This is a genomic window from Streptoverticillium reticulum (assembly GCF_047456005.1).
Lineage (GTDB): Bacteria > Actinomycetota > Actinomycetes > Streptomycetales > Streptomycetaceae > Streptomyces > Streptomyces reticulum.
Genome location: NZ_CP179755.1, coordinates 428,825 through 446,420, shown reverse-complemented (window position 1 = coordinate 446,420; position 17,596 = coordinate 428,825). Strand labels below are relative to the sequence as shown.

Below are 17,596 nucleotides of genomic sequence, written 5' to 3'. Positions count from 1 at the left end.
CTTGATCACGCAACATCGGGAACTCGTGAGGAGAGCATTGTGTCGGTGACGACGGTCCGGCTTCACGCATTGTCCGGACGGTAAGTGCATTGGATTTCACGGAATTGGGCGACAGTACGGTTCCCGCGGGGCGGCTGGTGTTCTGGACGCCGACCGCTTCGGCCGCGGCCTGGGCCGACGACCCGCGCGTGCCCGCGCTCGTCCATGAGCACCACGTGCGCGGCGCGGCCGCGCGAGGACCGCGGCACGTCGACCCGGCTTGGATCGGAGTGGCGTTCGGCGTGGGCCGGGCCGCCCGCCACCAGGTGGGTTCCGCGTTCTCGGACTGGCTGCGCAGGCACGAGCACCTGCGCAGCAGGCTGGACCCGGCCCGCGAGCACTGCATGCGCCGCACGCTCCCCGCGGGCGCGGTCACGCTGCGACAGGAGCACGTCGGCGACTTCGCCGACGGCGCCTCGGTCCGACGACAGATCGAGGCCTTCTTCGACCGCAGCGCCCGACCGCAGGGCTGGCCGCACGTCGTCTTCGCGACGGTCGAAGGCGCGGGTGGCGTGACAGTGTTCGTCGGCACGGACCATGGCATCGTGGACGGCTGCACGCTCGCCATGATCCCGGGACAGATCCGCGACGCCCTGGCGGGCCGCGCCGAGGACGCGCCCGGGCCGACCTACCTCGATTTCGGGGCCGAGGAACGGAGTCTGGTCGACCGGTTGCCGCCGGGGCCCGAACACGCCGACCACTGGCGTGCGTTGCTCGGCGACGCCCACGGCAGGACCCCCGCCTTTCCGCTGCCCCTCGGCGCGTCCGAGACGCCGGCCGCGCAGTGCAGCGCCTACCGCTGGCTGCTCGGCGGACCGGCGGCCGCGCGGTTCGCCGACGCGTCACACGCAGGAGGCGGCACGACCGCCGCAGGGCTGCTCGCCTGCCTCGCGCTCGCCGCGGCGGAGGTTACGGGGGAGGATGCGGGGGAGGATGCGGGGGAGCCGCTCCTGTCCGTGGTCAACCTGGCCGACACCCGGCCCGACCGGTGGCGCGGGGCACCGGGCTGGTTCGTCGGCCTGCACCCGGTGCGGATCCCGGCGCTTCCCGGTGCGGCCTTCGCCGACACCCTCGCCCTCGCCGCCGCCGAACTGCGGCGGCGCCGGCCGGGACCGGGCAGTTCGCTGCCGCACATCAGCCGGATGCTGCGCAGGGAGGTCCATCCGCGGTTCGTGGTGTCCTACATCGACGTACGGCGGGTCGCGGGCACCCCGCCGCGGCCGGAGGACCGGATGCTGCGCAGCCGGATCCACGGCGCGGCCGAGGTGTATGTGTGGCTGACCAGGAGCGAGCGCGGCGTGCACCTGTCGACACGCTTCCCCGACACGGCCGTTGCGCGCGTCAATGTGGGGCGTTTCGTTCTGGCTGCGGCGCGGGTCGCTGCGGGTGTTGCGGAGGGGCGGCGGGCCGAAGTGGTGCCCTTGTCGGCTTAGGGCCTGTCCGGTGGGTCAGCACGGGCCCTGGCGCGGGTCCGTCGTGGCTGGTCGTGCCCACGCGGCGGAGCCGCATGTGTAGCTGCCTCGCGCCCCTGACGGGGCGCGGTTCGGCGTCCGATTGCATCCGATGAAGGAGGAACCCCACCGTGCGTATGACCCAGATTCTCGACTGGCAGCCCGAACCCGGTGAAGTGGTCGAGTTCCAACTCTCCACAGACCAGGCGCCCGTGGCGCACGACGTGCCTGCCTCGTATTTCCAGCAGGCGCACTTGCGGCTGGCTGCCGCCCATCGCGCCTCCGGGCGGCAGCAATCACCCTGGGTGGCCATGGCGTTCGACCTGGAGGGCCGGGTCGACCTCGACGCGCTCGCCGATGCGTGGCAAGGGCTCGTGCGCCGGCACGAGGCGTTCCACACCTGGTACGAGCCCGATACCGAGGCCCTGACCGGGTTCCGCATACCGCCCGATTCCCTCACCGTGCGCCCGGTGCGCATCGGCGACTTCACGAGTACGGGCGAGCTGCGCGCCCACCTGCACCGGCGGATCGACGAGCAGACCGCGGTGAGCCGGCTGGGCATGCTGGCCGGAGTGATCCGGCGGGACCCGGCATCCACCGTGTACTTTGCGATCGACCACGCCTACAGCGACGGGCACTCCCTGGCCCTGCTGTTCCACGAGATCCGCGCCCGGTACCACGCGGCCCGCGGCAGGACCTCGTTCGGCCCGGCGGCGGCACCCGGTTACCTGGAGTGCAACCGCCGTGAGCGCGAACGCTCCGCGTCGCTGACCGCGGCCTCGCCGGAGCTCGTCGCATGGTCGGAGTTCCTGGCCGCGGAGGACGGCGGATTTCCCGACTTCCCCGTGGACCTGGGCAACGACGCCCACGCACTGCTGCCCGCCGTACGGCTCGAATACCCGGTGCTCACCGGCGTCGAGGCACGCGCGTTCCGCGCCTACTGCGCCCAGCACGGCGGCGGGTTCGCCGCGGGTGCCTTCGCCGCACTGGCCCTCGCACAGCGGGAGTTCACCGGCAACGACGTCTACCGTGTGCTCACCGCCGTCTCGACCAGGGCCTATCCCCGGCTGCTCCACGTGCACGGCTGGCTCGTCAACCTCGTGCCGCTGCTGTTCCGGCTGCCTGCTGCGCCGACGCTCGCCGACGCGATCGGCTCCGCACAGCAAGGCTTCCAGCGCGCCCGCGCGGGGTACGACGTGCCGCTGCACCGGGCCCTCGAACTGCTCCTCGACGGCGGTGAGGTCCCCGGCATCCCGCCGATGGCGTCCTATCTGGACGGGCGGACCGCGCCGGGCTCCCGCGACTACCCGAGCGCGAACGCGACCGTCCTGACGGGCCCCGACAACGCCAACGGCGTGTCGCTGTGGCTCAACTGGTTCCACGACCGTGCCGACCTGGTGGTCAGCATGCCGGACACCCCGCAGGCCGCCGCGGGCGTGCCGAAGTACCTCGACCGGGTCAGGGAGATCATGCTCACCGCAGCGTCGGGCCGGAGCGCCCTGCCCCATTAGCCCGGCGTGACCAGGAAAGACAACCCTGTGTGGGATGGGTAATGTTTGACCTCGTGTGACGGTTGTGATGACTGTGACGGGGGTGTGAGGAGGGGGCAGTGGGCGGGATAGTGATCTATCTGCCGCAGGGGAGCGGCGATGCCGGTGCGGAACCGTACGCGGACGATGCGGTGACGCTGCGGCTCGGCCCGGGGGAGGTGGCGCGGTTCGGACGGGGATCCGCGACGACACCGGTCGAGCTGCGCCTCGTCGACGAGGCGATCTCCCGGCTGGCGGGCGAGATCCGCGTGACCGACGACCATTGGCAGCTCAGCAACCACAGTACGACCCAGAGCTATCTGGTGGAGAACCCGGAAGGGGCGGGGGAGTACCTGAGGGTGCCGCCGCGCCGGGCCGGAACGCCCATCCCCTTCGAGTTCTCCCGGGTCGTGCTGCCCACCCGCCGCAACACCACGGTCGCCTTCCAGGTGTTCGCCCCCGACCACGTCTACCTGGACCCGGACGGCATGGGCGGGCCGTGGGGGAGCCGCACGGTCACCGCGTACTCCCTGGACGAGACCGCCACGTACTTCCTGGTGCTGGTCGCGCTCTGCGAACCACGGCTGCGGGACGAGTCGCCGGTCGCGGTGCCGACCACCCCGCAGATCGTCGAGCGGCTCAAGGGCCACGCCACCTGCTCCCGGCTGACGCCCCGCGCCGTCAGCTCGCACATCGACTACCTCGCCGAGGAGAAGATGCGCATCAGCGCTCCGGCCGGATACGACCCCGGCAGGGCGGCCCGCCGCAACGGCAAGCGGGAGGCGATCGTCGGCCTCGCCCTGCGGTTCGGGCTCGTACGCGAGGAGCACCTCGCGCTGCTGCCGCTCCGGGCGGTGGGATGAGGCGCGTACCGGGAAGCGACGACGCGGAACCGCTCCCGCCCGGCTGCCGCATCGGCGACTGGGAGGTCACCACGCCGATCGGGGCCGGGGGCTGGGCAACGGTCTATGCAGGAAGGCGTGTTGGCGGCGATGCGGGCGACGATGTCGCGCTCAAGATCCTGTCCACCGAGGGTCTCGCGCCGCGCCAGGCCCGTAAAGTCGCCGAATCCGCCCGGCGCGAGGTGGAACTCGACCGCCGGGCCCGGCACCCGCGGCTGATCCGCATCCTGGACTCCGTCGTGCTCAGTGAACCGGACCAACCATTTCTGGACGGCGCGATCGTCCTCTTCATGGAGCGGGCCACACGCAGCCTGCGCGACCTGATGGACGCCGGGCCCACCGAGGCCGAAGGCGCCCGGCTGATCACCGAGATCTGCGAGGGCCTGGCGCACCTGCACCGCGCCGGCTGGGTGCACGGCGACCTCAAGCCGGACAACGTCCTGCTGATGGCGGACGGTTCGGCCAAGCTCGCCGACTTCGGGCTCGCCACCGAACTGACCGGCACCCGCGGCACCCACGGATACGCGCCCCCGATGGGCACGTTCGACTACCTCCCGCCCGAACGCTGGAAGGCCCCGCTCGGCGAACACGGCGTGCAGGTCCGGCCCAGCGCCGACATCTGGGCCCTGGGCATCATGATCCACCAGCTGTTCGCGGCCGGCACCTCGCCGTTCCCCGGCGCCACGCCCGCCGCACACGCCGCCGCGACGCAGGAGTACGCCGCCGGGCGGGCACCGCTCCGCATGGACAACGCCGTACCGCCGTTCTGGCGCGCACTGGCCGCCGACTGCCTGGCCCCCACCCATGCCCTGCGCGCAGCCCACACCGCCGAGAGCCTGCTGGCGCGCATCACCGCGCGGCAGGCGGACAAGAGAACGTCACCAGCAGGACGCCGGTACCGACTTCCCCACGCCGCCCTCATGGCCGCCGCAGTGTGCGGGGTGGCCGTGGCGAGCTGGTCGTACGCCGCGCACGACAGCGAAGCCGGTGCGCCCGCCGCAGCGACTGCCGCCGAAGCCGTCGGCCGGATCCGGGTGTTCAACACCGAGCAGGCCTGCAAGGACCGGACGGATCGCGTACCGGACTGCAGCCTCGGCCTGGCGATCGACCCCCTGCATCCCTACACCGTCGACAACGTCGTCCCGACCCGCGTGTGGCACGGCGACGTCCTCGCCGCCGACTGTCGGTTCCCGCAAGGGGTGCCCATCGTCGACGAGGCGGGCAGGTGGTCCGCCCAGTGGTTCCGCGTCCGTCTCCCGCACGGCTCCGCGCAGCCCACCGCCTGGCTGCCCGCCGTGCGCACGAAGGACCGCCCAGCCCTTCCCGAGTGCCCGCGCCCCACGCCCCTGCGGTGAGGCGGCACACCCTTCCTATCTCCGGCCGTCGAGCGCTGTCACCCCGGATCGTTCCGGGTGCCGTGCTCACGCGCCCCACGGCTACCTTGCGGGCCGTCGGTCCACGGACCGCCGCACCCACCGCGGCCCGAACGGGAGGAGCAAGCACGTGCGTGGCCTACGTACACAACGGGCAAGACGGAGAACGACGATCCTGTCCGTCATCGCAGCCGTTTCCGCCGTTTCCACCCTTTCCGTCCTGGGAACTCCGGCCTGGGCACAGGGCGCCGGCAGCATTCCGGGTCCCCTGGCACACGCCGCACCGGCTGAGGCCTACTGCGACATCCCCGCGGAACGGGACATAGCGGTGACCCGCAAGGTCTACGAAGTGGGCCAGCGCCGGAACGTCTCCGACAAGGTGATGCTGGCCGGTTTCGAGACGGGCTGGGTCGAGTCCCGCATGAACAACCTGGCCTGCGGAGACCGGGATTCGCTCGGTGTCTTCCAGCAACGGCCCTCGCAAGGCTGGGGCAGCCGCGAGCAGATCCTCGACGTCGACTACGCGGCGAACAAGTTCTTCGACGTCGCCCAGCAGATGGAGCCCCGCATGGAGGGCAGCTCTGCAGGCCAACTCGCCCAGGCGGTCCAGCGCTCCGCCTATCCGCTGCGATACGACCAGGCCGAGGGCACCGCCCGGACGATGCGGGACGAGGCCTTCCAGCCGTACGGCACGATCGGCGCGAAGTACGGAAACCTGGGCGGTCCCGGCGGCCCGCTCGGCGATCCGGTCCGCGCCGAGGAGGACGCCCAACTGGGCGGGCGTTTCCAGCTGTTCCGCAACGGGATCATCATCTGGCATCCGGATGCGGCGTTTGCGATTTACGGCGACATTCTGTCGAAGTTCTGGGCGACGGATGCGGAGCGGGCCTGGGGTTTCCCGACGATGGACGAGGCCGATGCGGCCCAGGCGCCGAACGGGACGAAGGGCCGGTACCAGTTCTTCGAGCGGGGCTTGTTTCTGTGGTCGCAGCAGACCGGTGTGCATGTGGTGCACGGGGAGATCTACAAGGCGTTCCACAACGCCGGACATGAGGCCGCACTGGGCTACCCGATGACTGACGAGGTCGATGAAGCGGGCGGCGGCAAGGCCCAGAAGTTCCAGAAGTCCACCATCCACTGGAACCCCGCCAAGGGCACCTGGATCACCGACAACTGAACGGGGGAGAGCCATGAGATCGAGAAGACCGAATCTACTCCTCCGACGGGCATGGGGAGCGGCGGCGCTGACGCTGGCGGCCCTCGCGGCCACCCTCACCGCGGCACCCGCCGCGAACGCGTCCGACCCCGACGGACCGATAGGCCGGGGCGAGACCATGGACCGCTCGTGGTCGTGGGTCGCCGAGCAGGTGCCGTACAGCTGGGACGGATGCCACCGCAACCAGTTCGGCTGCTATCGCCCGGACTGCTCGGGCTTCGTGTCCATGGCCTGGAACCTGGGCTCGTCCCTGACCACCTGGACCCTGTGGAACGTGACCTCCGACATCCCGGCGAGTGACCTGCAGCCAGGTGACGCCCTGTTGAGGGACGATCCGGACCCGAAGGCCACGCACCATGTGGCCCTGTTCGTCCGGTGGGCGGACGCCGGTCACACCCAGCCCGTGGTCCGTGAGGAATACGACTTCGGGCACGTGGCCGAGGAACGCACGTGGGGCAATGGCCTCCGCGGATTCTCGCCCCGCCGCTACAACCGCCTGGACGACCTGATGCCCTACGGCTCGATCAGGGCGAAGTACGACGGCATGGGCGGCCTGAACAGCCCGCTGGGCCCACCGGTCACCGGCGAGCGCGACTCCATGATGGGCGGCCGTTTCCAGCAGTTCCGCAACGGGATCATCATCTGGCATCCGGATGCGGCGTTTGCGATTTACGGCGACATTCTGTCGAAGTTCTGGGCGACGGATGCGGAGCGGGCCTGGGGTTTCCCGACGATGGACGAGGCCGATGCGGCCCAGGCGCCGAACGGGACGAAGGGCCGGTACCAGTTCTTCGAGCGGGGCTTGTTTCTGTGGTCGCAGCAGACCGGTGTGCACGTGGTGCACGGGGAGATCTACAAGGCGTTCCACAACGCCGGACACGAGGCAGCACTGGGCTACCCGATGACTGACGAGGTCGATGAAGCGGGCGGCGGCAAGGCCCAGAAGTTCCAGAAGTCCACCATCCACTGGAACCCCGCCAAGGGCACCTGGATCACCGACAACTGACGATTGTTTCCTTCCCCCTTTCTTCCTTCCCCATCACAACCTGGAGGTCATGTTGAGCGAGCACCGCCCCACCCGCAGGAACATCCTGAAGGCCACCGGAGGGTTCTCCGCGGCCATGGCCCTCGGCGCCGGAAGCGTCCTCGCGACGGCCTCGGCCGCCCACGCGGCCGGCGACGGCTTCGGGCTGCACATCGCGGAACGCGGCGAGGCCGATCCCCGCATGTGGTACTACCGTTTCGAGACCGCCGAGATCGGCTGGAAGCCCGCCGTCAACGTCCTGCTCCCCGACGACTACCACACCAGCGGGCGCACCTACCCTGTCCTCTACCTGCTCCACGGCGGTCTGCAGGACTTCATCGAATTCGACCGCCAGGGCGTCCGCGCCTGGACCGCCGGCAAGCCGATCATCGTCGTGATGCCCGACGGCGGCCAGGCAGGCTGGTACTCCAACCCCGTCAGCACCAACGTCGGCCCCCGGAACTGGGAGAGCTTCCACATCAACCAGCTGATCCCCTGGATCGACGCGAACTTCCGGACGTACGCCGAATACGACGGCCGCGCCGTCTCCGGATTCTCGATGGGCGGCTTCGGCGCCCTGAAGTACGCGGCCAAGTACTGGGGTCACTTCGCCTCGGTGAGCGCGCACTCGGGCCCGGCCAGCCTGCGCCGCGACTTCGGCGCCGTCGTCCACTGGGCCAACGTGTCCTCCGCGGTCAAGGACCTGGGCGGCGGCACCATCTACGGCGCGCCGCTGTGGGACCAGGCCAGGGTCACCGCGGACAACCCGGTCGAGCGCCTGGAGAGCTACCGCAACAAGCGGATCTTCCTGGTCGCCGGCACCAGCCCCGACAAGACCAACCCCTTCGACATGTTCAACGAGACCCAGGTACTCGCCGGCCAGCGGGAGTTCCGCGGCCTCCTCGACCGGGCCGGCATCCCGCACGAGTGGCACGAGGAGCCCGGCGGCCACTTCATCCGCCCCGACATGATGATCCGCGACCTCGACGGCATCATCGACCGCCTGCGGAAGGCGTAGGGCCTGTCCGGCGGTTCAGGACAACTGGCCGTTGTAGTCGGGCAGCTTGAAGCCCTTCTCGAAGTAACCGCCCTCGAAATCGGTCGAGCGGTTCCCGATGTTGGCGGTGATCGTGTAACCGTCCTCGCTGAGCTCCTGGCGGCAGCGGGCCTTGCCCTCGCCCTTGCTCTCCCCGTGGTCGCGCGTGCAGACGGCGTCCACGGGGTAGCCGGCATCCTCCAACTGCTGCTGCGCAGAGGACGGGGAGGTACGGGCGGTGACGAACAGCACGGCCACACCGTGCTCGTTCGCCCACTGGGCCACCTTGAGCACCGGCTTGTTGGCCCGGCCCGCGTGGTAGTACGTCTCCAGCGCGGTGTTGTCGATGTCCAGCACGATGGCCGGCTTCTCGGCACCCTTGCCGACGCGGCGCTCCAGCCACGGAATCACGGGCGCGACGGCCTGCTCGACGTCGCCCTGCCACGTCTGGTAACCGGGCACCGCACGTGCCGGAGCGGCCTGCGCCGCGGTGGCGGCGGTCAGGGAAGCGGCGGGCAGGGTGACTGCTGCCAGCGCGGCGAGAGCGGCTATGCGGGACTTCATGACGGACATCGATCCAGGTCCTTCCGGTGAACGGCGTGCCATTCAAAGATCAACATCGCGAAAGGACGTACGGGCGAATCACAGGTGTCACACGTGTGAAGAGTGCAGGGCGCGCGGCGCCGCCCGCCGGCAGACCGTACTCGACCTCGCCCAGCGCCTGATCGACCCGGCCTTCCTCTGACCGTCGGCCTGATGCCGACCGTCAGGCGTTCGGCACGGCGACCGCACTGTCCTCCGGCTCGGTGGCCTGAACGGGAGTGTCGGTAAGACCGAGACGCAGGTGTTCGACGTGGTAGAGGGCCTGGTCGAGGAGCTCTGCGACATGGTTGTCGTGAAGGGCGTAGACCACGGAGCGGCCCTTGCGGGTGCCCGTGACCAGGCCGAGGTTGCGCAGCAGGCGCAGCTGGTGGGAGCAGGCGGACTGTTCCATGCCCACCGCGGCGGCCAGCTCGGTGGCGGGCAACGAGCCGTCGCGCAGGCGCGCGAGGATCAACAGGCGGGACGGAGTGGCCAGCGCCTGGAGCGTATTGGCCACTTGTGCGGCATTGGTCGCGTCCAGGCGTGCACGCGGGACGGCGTTCTTCGCGGGAGCGGCTCCATGACCCATGGATTCATGTTACCGGCCCGCATGAACACATGAATCGATGTTCATGTGTTCCTGTATGGTGGCGGGGCTGGACCTGCTCTCCCTCCGCATGCGAACGAAGGATCTCCGCTGCGATGACCTCCACCCTCACCCTCCCGTCCCCGGCGGCCGAGGGCGTCCGTGACACGGTGGCACCCCGGCGCCGTACCCGGATCCTCGCCCTGCCCGAAGCGCGCTGGGCCGCCGCCGCCCTGGTGCTGTTCTTGATCGCGCTGCCGCTGCAGTTGCTCGGCGCGCCGGTGTGGGCGTGGGGTCCGCTGTACGCGCTGACCTACCTCACCGGCGGCTGGGAACCCGGCTGGGCCGGGCTTCAGGCCCTGCGCGAGAAGACCCTCGACGTGGACCTGTTGATGGTGGTGGCCGCGATCGGCGCGGCGGCGATCGGGCAGGTGCTGGACGGCGCGCTGCTGATCGTCATCTTCGCCACCTCCGGCGCCCTGGAAGCGATCGCCACCGCCCGGACCGCGGACTCGGTGCGCGGTCTGCTCGACCTCGCCCCCGCCACCGCGACCCGCATCGCCGACGACGGCAGCGAGGAGACGGTGCCGAGCGCGGACCTGCGCATCGGCGACACGATCCTGATCCGGCCCGGTGAGCGCGTCGGCGCGGACGGCCGGGTGCTGGACGGGGCGAGCGAGGTCGACCAGGCCACCATCACCGGCGAGCCTCTCCCGGTCGCCAAGGAGACCGGGGACGAGGTGTTCGCCGGCACCCTCAACGGCACCGGTGCCCTGCGGGTGAAGGTCGAGCGGGATCCGTCGGACTCGGTGATCGCACGGATCGTGGCCATGGTCGAGGAAGCCTCCGAGACCAAGGCCCCGACCCAGCTGTTCATCGAAAAGGTCGAACAGCGGTACTCGATCGGCATGGTCGCCGCCACCCTGGCCCTGTTCGCGCTGCCGCTGCTCTTCGGCGCCGCATTCCAGCCCACGCTGCTGCGGGCGATGACCTTCATGATCGTCGCTTCACCGTGCGCGGTCGTGCTTGCGACCATGCCGCCGCTCCTCTCCGCGATCGCCAGTGCCGGGCGTCACGGCGTCCTGGTCAAGTCCGCCGTGGTGATGGAGCGGCTCGGGCAGGTCGACCAGGTGGCGCTGGACAAGACCGGCACCCTTACCGAAGGCACTCCCCGCGTCACCGACATCCGCCCCCTGTCCGCCTCGGGCCTGGACGAGGACGGCCTGCTGGCCCTGGCCGCGGCGGCCGAGCACCCCAGTGAGCACCCGCTGGCCCGCGCGATCGTGGACGCCGCCCGCACCCGCGGCCTGACCATCCCCGTGGTGGAGGACTTCGCCTCCGCTCCGGGCACCGGCGTCACCGCCATCGTCGACGGCAGGACCGTCGCCGTCGGCAGCCCCGCACGCCTGCTCGACGGACGCGACGGCCACCCCGCCGCCGACCTGGCCGCACAGCTGGAACAGGAAGGCCGCACCGCGGTCCTCGTCGACGTCGATGGCGTCCCGACGGGCGTGCTCGGCATCGCCGACCGCCTGCGCGACGAAGCCGCCACGACCGTCGCCGCTCTCGCCGCGCTGACGGGCACCGCACCCGTGCTGGTCACCGGCGACAACCCGCGCGCTGCCGCCCGCCTGGCCGAGGAAGTCGGCATCACCGAGGTCCGAGCAGGTCTCCTGCCTCAGGACAAGGTCGCGGTGGTCGGCGAACTGGAGAAGGCCGGACGCAAGGTGCTGGTGGTCGGTGACGGCGTCAACGACGCCCCGGCGCTGGCCGCTGCCCACACCGGCATCGCCATGGGCCGAGCTGGCTCCGACCTCGCCCTGGAGACCGCCGACGCCGTCGTCGTCCGCGACGAACTCGCCACGATTCCCACGGTTGTCGCTCTCTCGCGGCGGGCCCGCCGCCTGGTGGTGCAGAACCTGGTCATCGCCTCGGTGTTCATCACCGGCCTGGCCGTCTGGGACCTGGTGGGCACTCTGCCGCTGCCGCTCGGTGTCGCCGGGCACGAGGGGTCGACGGTCATCGTCGGTCTCAACGGCCTGCGCCTGCTGGCCGATGCCGCCTGGCGCCGCGCCCGCAACGGCGGGTGACTCGCCGCAACCGCAAGGCCGCACCCGCTGCACAGCCACCGCCGTCATCGACGGGCGGGGAGAGTGATCCATGCGGACGCGGATCCCCGCATGGTCGTGCTGTTCCCGGGCGGTGATCTCGACGGAACTGCTGCCGAGGTCAAGCCGGGATGTTCCACCCGCTGATCACCCGCCGTCCGTGCTCCGTGCCGAGCACGGACAGCGTGGCGGTCCCCAGCCGGTACAAGGCGCCCGCTTCCGTCCCCTGTCCCAGCCAGTGGGCGGTCAGGGCGCGCAGCACGTGGCCGTGGGCGAAGAGGGCGACGTCGCCGCCCGTCTCCTCCAGCACGGCGCAGGCGCGGGCGAGGACGTTGTCGCAGCGATTGCCGACCTGGGCGAGCGTTTCGCCCGGGCGTTCGGGGCCGTCGGTCGGGACGCCGTCGCGCCACAGGTCCCAACCGGGCCTGGCCTGCTGGATCTGCGCCGTGGTCATGCCCTCGTACGCGCCGTAGTCCCATTCCATGAGCCCCGGCTCCAAGGCGACGCCCGTCCCGCGCGGCAGGCTCAACTCCGCCGTGCGCACCGCGCGTTGCAGCGGGCTGCACAGCACGGCGGTGATGCGCCGCGCGGCGAGGACGGGGACGAGCGCGCGGGCCTGCGCCTCGCCCTCCGGGGTGAGGGGGACGTCGGTGCGGCCGGTGTGCCGGTCGGTGCGGCTCCATTCGGTCTGGCCGTGCCGGATCAGCAGCAGTTCGCCCGTGTCGGTGGTCATCGTTCCTCCGGCAGGTACCAGCGGTAGGGGCGGATCAACCGGTGGACGCTCTCCGGTCCCCAGGATCCGGGCGCGTACGACTGTACCGGCGGCGGGTCATGGAGCAGCGGTGCGGAGACCTCCCACAGGCGCTCGATGCCGTCGGAGCTGGTGAACAGCGACTGGTCGCCGAGCATCGCGTCGAGGAGGAGGCGTTCGTAGCCCTCCAGGGCGTGGGCGGTGGTGAAGCAGTCGGTGTACGCGAACACCATCTCGGCCTCGCCGAGGCGCATTTCGGGGCCGGGTTCCTTGGCGAGGAAGCGGGTGGTGATGCGGCCGGGGTCGTCGAAGTCGATGACCAGCGCGTTGTGACGGCCCTCGGCGGTGTCCTGCGTCGTGAGGGGGAACATGCGCAGGGCCGGTTCGCGGAAGCCGAGCGTCACCATGTGCCGTCCCTGGCCCAGGGCCTTGCCCGAGCGCAGGTAGAAGGGCACTCCGGCCCAGCGCCAGTTGTCCAGTTCCACGCGCAGGGCGACGAAGGTCTCGGTGTCGGAGTGCGGGTCGACGCCGGGTTCGTCGCGGTACCCCTCGTACTGGCCGCGCACGACGTGCGCCGGATCCAGGGGGCGCAGGGCGGCGAAGACCTTGTCCTTCTCCTGCCGCAGGGAACGGGCGGTGAGGGTGGCGGGGGGCTCCATCGCCACGAAGCCGAGGATCTGGAAGAGGTGGGTGACGATCATGTCGCGGAAGGTGCCGGTTCCTTCGAAGAAGCCGGCCCTGCCCTCGATGGTGAGCTGCTCCGGTACGTCGATCTGCACGTGGCTGATGTGGTTGCGGTTCCAGACGGGTTCGAAGAGGCCGTTGGCGAACCGGAGGGCGAGGATGTTGTCGACGGACTCCTTGCCGAGGAAGTGGTCGATGCGGAAGACCCGGGACTCGTCGAAGACGGCATGGATGGTCGCGTCGAGCGCGCGGGCCGACGCCAGGTCCGTGCCGAAGGGCTTCTCCACGATGAGCCGGCCGCCTTCGGCGAGGCCGGTCGAGCCGAGCTCGTCCACCACGGAGGGGAACGCCTTCGGCGGCACCGCCAGGTGGAAGAGCCGGCGCGGGCTGCCGCCGACGGCCCGCTCGGCCTCGTGCACGGCCGCCAGGAGCGGTCCGGTGTCGTCCGGGTCGGCGGCGCCGAAGGACAGCGCGTCCTCGAACTCCCGCCAGGCCGGGCCCTCGGGCCGGGCGCTGCCGAACTCGGAGACGGCCTCCCGGGCGTGCTTGCGGAACTCTTCGGTACCGAGCGCCTCGGCGGCCGGCGCCGAGCCGACGATGCGGTACCGGGAGGGCATCAGCCCGGCGCGGGCGAGGTGGAAGAGGCCGGGGAGGAGCTTGCGTTTGGCGAGGTCGCCGGTGGCGCCGAAGAGGACGATGACGTGGTCGTCGGGGCGTGGACCGTGTTTGCCGGCGGTGCGGGCGGGGCGGCTGGACACGGTCACTCCTTCTTCTCGTCGTGGCCCCCGAATTCGCTGCGCATCGCGGAGAGCACCTTGCCGGTGAACTCGTCCAGCCCGCGCGAGGCGTAGCGCTGGTTGAGCGCCGCACCGATGACCGGGGCGGGGACGCTCTCGTCGATCGCCGCCTGCACCGTCCAGCGGCCCTCGCCGGAGTCGGAGACCCGGCCGGTGAAGGCGTCGAGCCCGGGGGAGCGGGCGAGCGCGTCGGCGGCGAGGTCGACCAGCCAGGAGCCGACGACCGAGCCGCGTCGCCACACCTCGGCGACCTCGGCCACGTCGATCTCGTACCGGTAGGCGTCGGGGTCGCGCAGCGGGGCGGTCTCCGCGTCGACGGTGCGGCCGCTCAGGCCCGCGTCGGCGTGCCGGATGATGCTGAGGCCTTCGGCGATGGCGGCCATCATCCCGTACTCGACGCCGTTGTGCACCATCTTCACGAAGTGCCCGGCGCCGCTGGGGCCGCAGTGCAGATAGCCCTCGGGAGCCGTGCCGCCGGCCCGGGTCCGGCCGGGGGTGGGCTCGGCGCTGCCGGTGCCGGGGGCGATGGTGCGGAAGACCGGGGCCAGCCGGGTCACGGCCTTCTCGTCGCCGCCGATCATCAGGCAGTAGCCGCGGTCGAGGCCCCAGACGCCGCCGGAGGTGCCGCAGTCCACGTAGTGGATGCCGTGCGGGGCGAGCCGGCCGGCCCGGGCGATGTCGTCGCGGTAGAAGGAGTTCCCGCCGTCGACGACGATGTCGTCGGCGTCCAGCAGGGGCACGAGCTCGTCGAGCGTGGACTCCACCGCTCCGGCGGGCACCATCAGCCAGACATTACGGGGCGGTTCCAGCGCTGCGGCAAGCTCTTTGAGTGAGAAGGCCGCGGTCGCGCCTTCCTGCGCCAAGGCCTGGACCGCGTCGCGGCCGATGTCGTTGACGACGCAACGGTGGCCGTCGCGCATCAGCCGCCGCACCAGGTTGGCGCCCATCCGGCCGAGCCCGACCATTCCGATCTGCAGGGGCGAGTCCGTGGTCATGGCTGGTCTCCCCGTGGTCGGCGCGAGCTCTCCTTTCAGTACACGTCGTCCCGGGCCGGCTCGCATCCGGGCCGGGGGAGCGTCCTGCTCATGGCTGCAGGGCGGCACTCAGATCACGGGCGAGTCGCGCGGTCGGCGCCCCGGCCTGTTCGACGGGGTACATGTGGCGTCCGGGAAACACGGGCTGTTCAATGCGTACCAGCCGAAGGCACTTCCCGGGCGAAGAAGCGTCGGGTCCTACCCGCGCGCGGGCTCCAGTACGAAGACGGGGATCACGCGGTCGGTCTTCTCCTGGTATTCGGTGTACGGCGGATACGCGGCGACCGCGCACTCCCACCACTCGGCCTTCTCGTCCCCGGTGACCTCACGGGCCACCATCCCCCGGCGCACGGGCCCGTCCTGGAGCTCCACGTGCGGGTCGGACTTGACGTTGAAGTACCAGACCGGGTGACGTGGGAAGCCGCCCTTCGAGGCCACGGCCGCGTACCGCCCGTCGTGTTCCACGCGCATCAACGGGATCTTGCGGATCCTGCCGCTCTTCGCGCCGCGCGTCGTGAGAATGACGACGGGCAGGCCCGTGTCCCAGAGCGTCGTCCCCTGCGTGCCGCCCGAACTCTCGTACAGCTCGACCTGATCGCGATGTGGTGTCCGACAGGTGGTCAGGCGAAACGCAAAGTGCCCACGACCAGCAAGCAGCAGGACGCCACCGCTCCTCCACCGCAACGATAGGGACGAGCAGCCTCCGAGCGCACCCCCAATTTCCTCGGTGCACCGCGCTGTCGATGTGCACGTGTCCTGCGCAGGAACGGACCTTCTTGGTGCCCTGGGTAGAGAAGTTTTCGGAGTGCGGCTTTCGGTCAGGTAGAGGGTTCTTGAATTCGCTGCTGTCGCAACTGACTCCCGGGTCGGTTCGCGCCCCGCTGGTGGCACTTGCTCACCCCACGGCGCACGACTGCGCGACCTTCACTCCAGCCGCGCGCCACTGGGTCACATCCTTGTGTCCGGCAAGGCCGGGTCAGAGGTTTTTTCGCAACTGCCGCGGCGATGCGGCATGAGCTTTCCGCACCCGGCGTCATCGGTGTCCAATATTGCACTCCCCTGTCCTCCGCGGCGCTGGAAAGGTGTGGGCGGCAACGCGGCCGGAAAGCGGCCGGCAGAGCGGGAATCCCATCGACGACAGGAGTCTGGCGATGACCACCGCGTCCTCCTCGGTCCAGTTGATCGACGAACTCAGGGACTATCTGGCCGAGCACAAGGAGTTGGCCGACCTGCTGACGGATTCGCTCAAGCAGGCGCGCGCGAATGCGGCAGAAAAGAACAATCTCAAGCCCGATTTGTTCGACGCGCTGGAATGGCCGCAGGACGTCTCCGGCTACCTCGACTACCTGGACACGTTCTCCCGGTGGGCGCCGAGTCAGGGCCGCAGCGCCGCCTGGACACTCGACGCAAAGCACGGGCAGCAGGAAGTCTTCGACCGGCTGTGCCACTTCTACTACCTCATCGACCAGCCGGTCGGCAATGGAAAGCCCACGATCGTGCAGAACGATCCATGGTTCAAGACCTGGCTGGTCGAATACGTCACCGCGTGGGGGAGCTTCCTCGACACGACGGCGTCGTTCAGCGACGAGCACCTCGAGACGTTCAGGCGCTCGCTGCTCTACCGCATTGACGACTCGATGGTCGGCGAACAGCCCAACCAGAAGCCCAACGAACCGAGCGGCTGGCTCACCTTCAACCAGTTCTTCGCCCGCGAGCTCAACCCCGGCCTGCGGCCGATCGGCGAACCGGAGGACAACCACACGGTGACCATGCCCGCCGACTGCACCTACAAGGCGACGTACGACATCGACAAGGACTCCAACGTCGTCGAACAGTCCGCCGGTCCGCTACGGCTCAAGCTCACGCACACCATCGGATCGGTCCCGGAGCTCCTCAAGAAAAGCGCGTACGGCGACAAGTTCGCGAACGGCAAGTTCGTGCACTACTTCCTCGCTCCGTACTCGTACCACCGCTTCCACACCCCCGTGGCCGGGAAAGTGATGGAGTGCTTCCCCGTCCACGACAGTGTGTACCTGGACGTCACCATCGGCAGTAACGGGCAGTTCGACGCCCCGGACAACAGCGCCGACGGCTACGAATTCACCCAGGCACGCGGAGTCGTCGTGATCGACACCGCCGGCTCCCCATACGGAGACGTCGGGCTGGTCGCGGTCATCCCGGTGGGCATGGCACAGGTTTCGTCGGTCCACATGACGATGACCAAGGGTGCCCAGGTGCCGAAGGGCGAAGAGTTCGGCTACTTTCTCTTCGGCGGCTCCGACATCATCCTCCTGTTCCAGGAGGGCCACGTGCCGGACATCAACACGGACGGCGGGTACCGCCTCTACGGCACTCCGATCGCCGACCCCGCGCCCCCGACAGAGCTCTGACGCCGACCGCCCCCCCAGCCACGTCAGGCGGCGGTACCGGCGCAGCCCATCCGGCAGTATGGCCCCCGGCGGCGACCACGCGCCGGGGGCTCGC

15 protein-coding genes are annotated in these 17,596 nt (G+C 70.3%); 9 read left to right on the top strand and 6 right to left on the bottom strand.

The features are described from left to right. Positions 1-89 precede the first annotated feature (89 nt). The 7 genes from ACMATS_RS02035 to ACMATS_RS02005 all read left to right on the top strand — a co-directional run bounded on the left by ACMATS_RS02035 (position 90) and on the right by ACMATS_RS02005 (position 8,552). On the top strand, positions 90-1,472 hold the full coding sequence (locus tag ACMATS_RS02035) for a hypothetical protein (protein ID WP_414166630.1): 1,383 nt from the start codon (positions 90-92) through the stop codon (positions 1,470-1,472). 155 nt (positions 1,473-1,627) lie between these two features. After that, complete coding sequence (locus ACMATS_RS02030) at positions 1,628-3,001, top strand: condensation domain-containing protein (RefSeq protein WP_414170637.1); 1,374 nt, start codon at positions 1,628-1,630, stop codon at positions 2,999-3,001. Positions 3,002-3,099: 98 nt separating this feature from the next. Further along, entirely contained in the window at positions 3,100-3,882 is a 783-nt protein-coding gene (locus ACMATS_RS02025) for a serine/threonine protein kinase (protein ID WP_414166629.1), read from the top strand. Beyond that, complete coding sequence (locus tag ACMATS_RS02020; RefSeq protein WP_414166628.1) at positions 3,879-5,276, top strand: serine/threonine-protein kinase; 1,398 nt, start codon at positions 3,879-3,881, stop codon at positions 5,274-5,276. Before ACMATS_RS02025 ends, ACMATS_RS02020 begins: the two co-directional genes overlap by 4 nt. Before the next feature lie 346 nt (positions 5,277-5,622). Further along, the gene (locus tag ACMATS_RS02015; protein ID WP_414166627.1) at positions 5,623-6,471 is read left to right on the top strand and encodes an LGFP repeat-containing protein; all 849 of its coding nucleotides are present in this window, start codon (positions 5,623-5,625) and stop codon (positions 6,469-6,471) included. A 13-nt stretch (positions 6,472-6,484) separates the two neighbouring features. Continuing rightward, complete coding sequence (locus ACMATS_RS02010) at positions 6,485-7,516, top strand: NlpC/P60 family protein (RefSeq protein ID WP_414166626.1); 1,032 nt, start codon at positions 6,485-6,487, stop codon at positions 7,514-7,516. 49 nt (positions 7,517-7,565) lie between these two features. Beyond that, entirely contained in the window at positions 7,566-8,552 is a 987-nt protein-coding gene (locus tag ACMATS_RS02005; protein WP_414166625.1) for an alpha/beta hydrolase, read from the top strand. Between the two features lie 15 nt (positions 8,553-8,567). Here ACMATS_RS02005 and ACMATS_RS02000 read toward each other — a convergent pair whose 3' ends face one another. Continuing rightward, entirely contained in the window at positions 8,568-9,143 is a 576-nt protein-coding gene (locus ACMATS_RS02000) for an HAD family acid phosphatase (RefSeq protein ID WP_414166624.1), read from the bottom strand. A 193-nt stretch (positions 9,144-9,336) separates the two neighbouring features. Beyond that, on the bottom strand, positions 9,337-9,741 hold the full coding sequence (locus ACMATS_RS01995) for an ArsR/SmtB family transcription factor (protein ID WP_390780583.1): 405 nt from the start codon (positions 9,739-9,741) through the stop codon (positions 9,337-9,339). A 113-nt stretch (positions 9,742-9,854) separates the two neighbouring features. On the opposite strand from ACMATS_RS01995, the gene ACMATS_RS01990 reads away from it, so the two are divergent. Next, positions 9,855-11,828 carry a heavy metal translocating P-type ATPase gene (locus tag ACMATS_RS01990; RefSeq protein ID WP_414166623.1) on the top strand — a complete coding sequence of 658 codons (1,974 nt, stop codon included), beginning with the start codon at positions 9,855-9,857 and terminating at the stop codon, positions 11,826-11,828. Positions 11,829-11,967: 139 nt separating this feature from the next. On the opposite strand, the gene ACMATS_RS01985 is transcribed toward ACMATS_RS01990, so the two are convergent. From ACMATS_RS01985 to ACMATS_RS01970, 4 genes are all read right to left on the bottom strand, one after another. Further along, the gene (locus tag ACMATS_RS01985; protein WP_414166622.1) at positions 11,968-12,579 is read right to left on the bottom strand and encodes a histidine phosphatase family protein; all 612 of its coding nucleotides are present in this window, start codon (positions 12,577-12,579) and stop codon (positions 11,968-11,970) included. After that, positions 12,576-14,039, bottom strand: a complete 1,464-nt coding sequence (gene zwf, locus ACMATS_RS01980; RefSeq protein WP_414166621.1) for a glucose-6-phosphate dehydrogenase — start codon at positions 14,037-14,039, stop codon at positions 12,576-12,578. Before zwf ends, ACMATS_RS01985 begins: the two co-directional genes overlap by 4 nt. A gap of 2 nt (positions 14,040-14,041) precedes the next feature. Next, entirely contained in the window at positions 14,042-15,073 is a 1,032-nt protein-coding gene (gene gnd / locus ACMATS_RS01975) for a phosphogluconate dehydrogenase (NAD(+)-dependent, decarboxylating) (RefSeq protein ID WP_414166620.1), read from the bottom strand. Between the two features lie 237 nt (positions 15,074-15,310). Continuing rightward, positions 15,311-15,736 carry a nitroreductase family deazaflavin-dependent oxidoreductase gene (locus tag ACMATS_RS01970; RefSeq protein ID WP_414170636.1) on the bottom strand — a complete coding sequence of 142 codons (426 nt, stop codon included), beginning with the start codon at positions 15,734-15,736 and terminating at the stop codon, positions 15,311-15,313. Between the two features lie 527 nt (positions 15,737-16,263). On the opposite strand from ACMATS_RS01970, the gene ACMATS_RS01965 reads away from it, so the two are divergent. Further along, positions 16,264-17,502, top strand: coding sequence for a phosphatidylserine decarboxylase (locus ACMATS_RS01965; protein ID WP_414166619.1), 1,239 nt, complete (start codon positions 16,264-16,266; stop codon positions 17,500-17,502). The last annotated feature ends 94 nt before the right edge of the window (positions 17,503-17,596 follow it).

What these genes read in the sequence shown, in the direction of transcription:
- ACMATS_RS02005 (WP_414166625.1), top strand. Translation starts at nt 7,566, where the DNA reads ATGTTGAGCGAGCACCGCCCCACCCGCAGGAACATCCTGAAGGCCACC.
- gnd (WP_414166620.1), bottom strand. Translation starts at nt 15,073, where the DNA reads ATGACCACGGACTCGCCCCTGCAGATCGGAATGGTCGGGCTCGGCCGG.
- ACMATS_RS01990 (WP_414166623.1), top strand. Translation starts at nt 9,855, where the DNA reads ATGACCTCCACCCTCACCCTCCCGTCCCCGGCGGCCGAGGGCGTCCGT.
- ACMATS_RS02010 (WP_414166626.1), top strand. Translation starts at nt 6,485, where the DNA reads ATGAGATCGAGAAGACCGAATCTACTCCTCCGACGGGCATGGGGAGCG.
- ACMATS_RS01985 (WP_414166622.1), bottom strand. Translation starts at nt 12,579, where the DNA reads ATGACCACCGACACGGGCGAACTGCTGCTGATCCGGCACGGCCAGACC.
- ACMATS_RS01965 (WP_414166619.1), top strand. Translation starts at nt 16,264, where the DNA reads ATGACCACCGCGTCCTCCTCGGTCCAGTTGATCGACGAACTCAGGGAC.
- ACMATS_RS01995 (WP_390780583.1), bottom strand. Translation starts at nt 9,741, where the DNA reads ATGGGTCATGGAGCCGCTCCCGCGAAGAACGCCGTCCCGCGTGCACGC.
- ACMATS_RS02020 (WP_414166628.1), top strand. Translation starts at nt 3,879, where the DNA reads ATGAGGCGCGTACCGGGAAGCGACGACGCGGAACCGCTCCCGCCCGGC.
- ACMATS_RS02000 (WP_414166624.1), bottom strand. Translation starts at nt 9,143, where the DNA reads ATGTCCGTCATGAAGTCCCGCATAGCCGCTCTCGCCGCGCTGGCAGCA.
- ACMATS_RS02030 (WP_414170637.1), top strand. Translation starts at nt 1,628, where the DNA reads ATGACCCAGATTCTCGACTGGCAGCCCGAACCCGGTGAAGTGGTCGAG.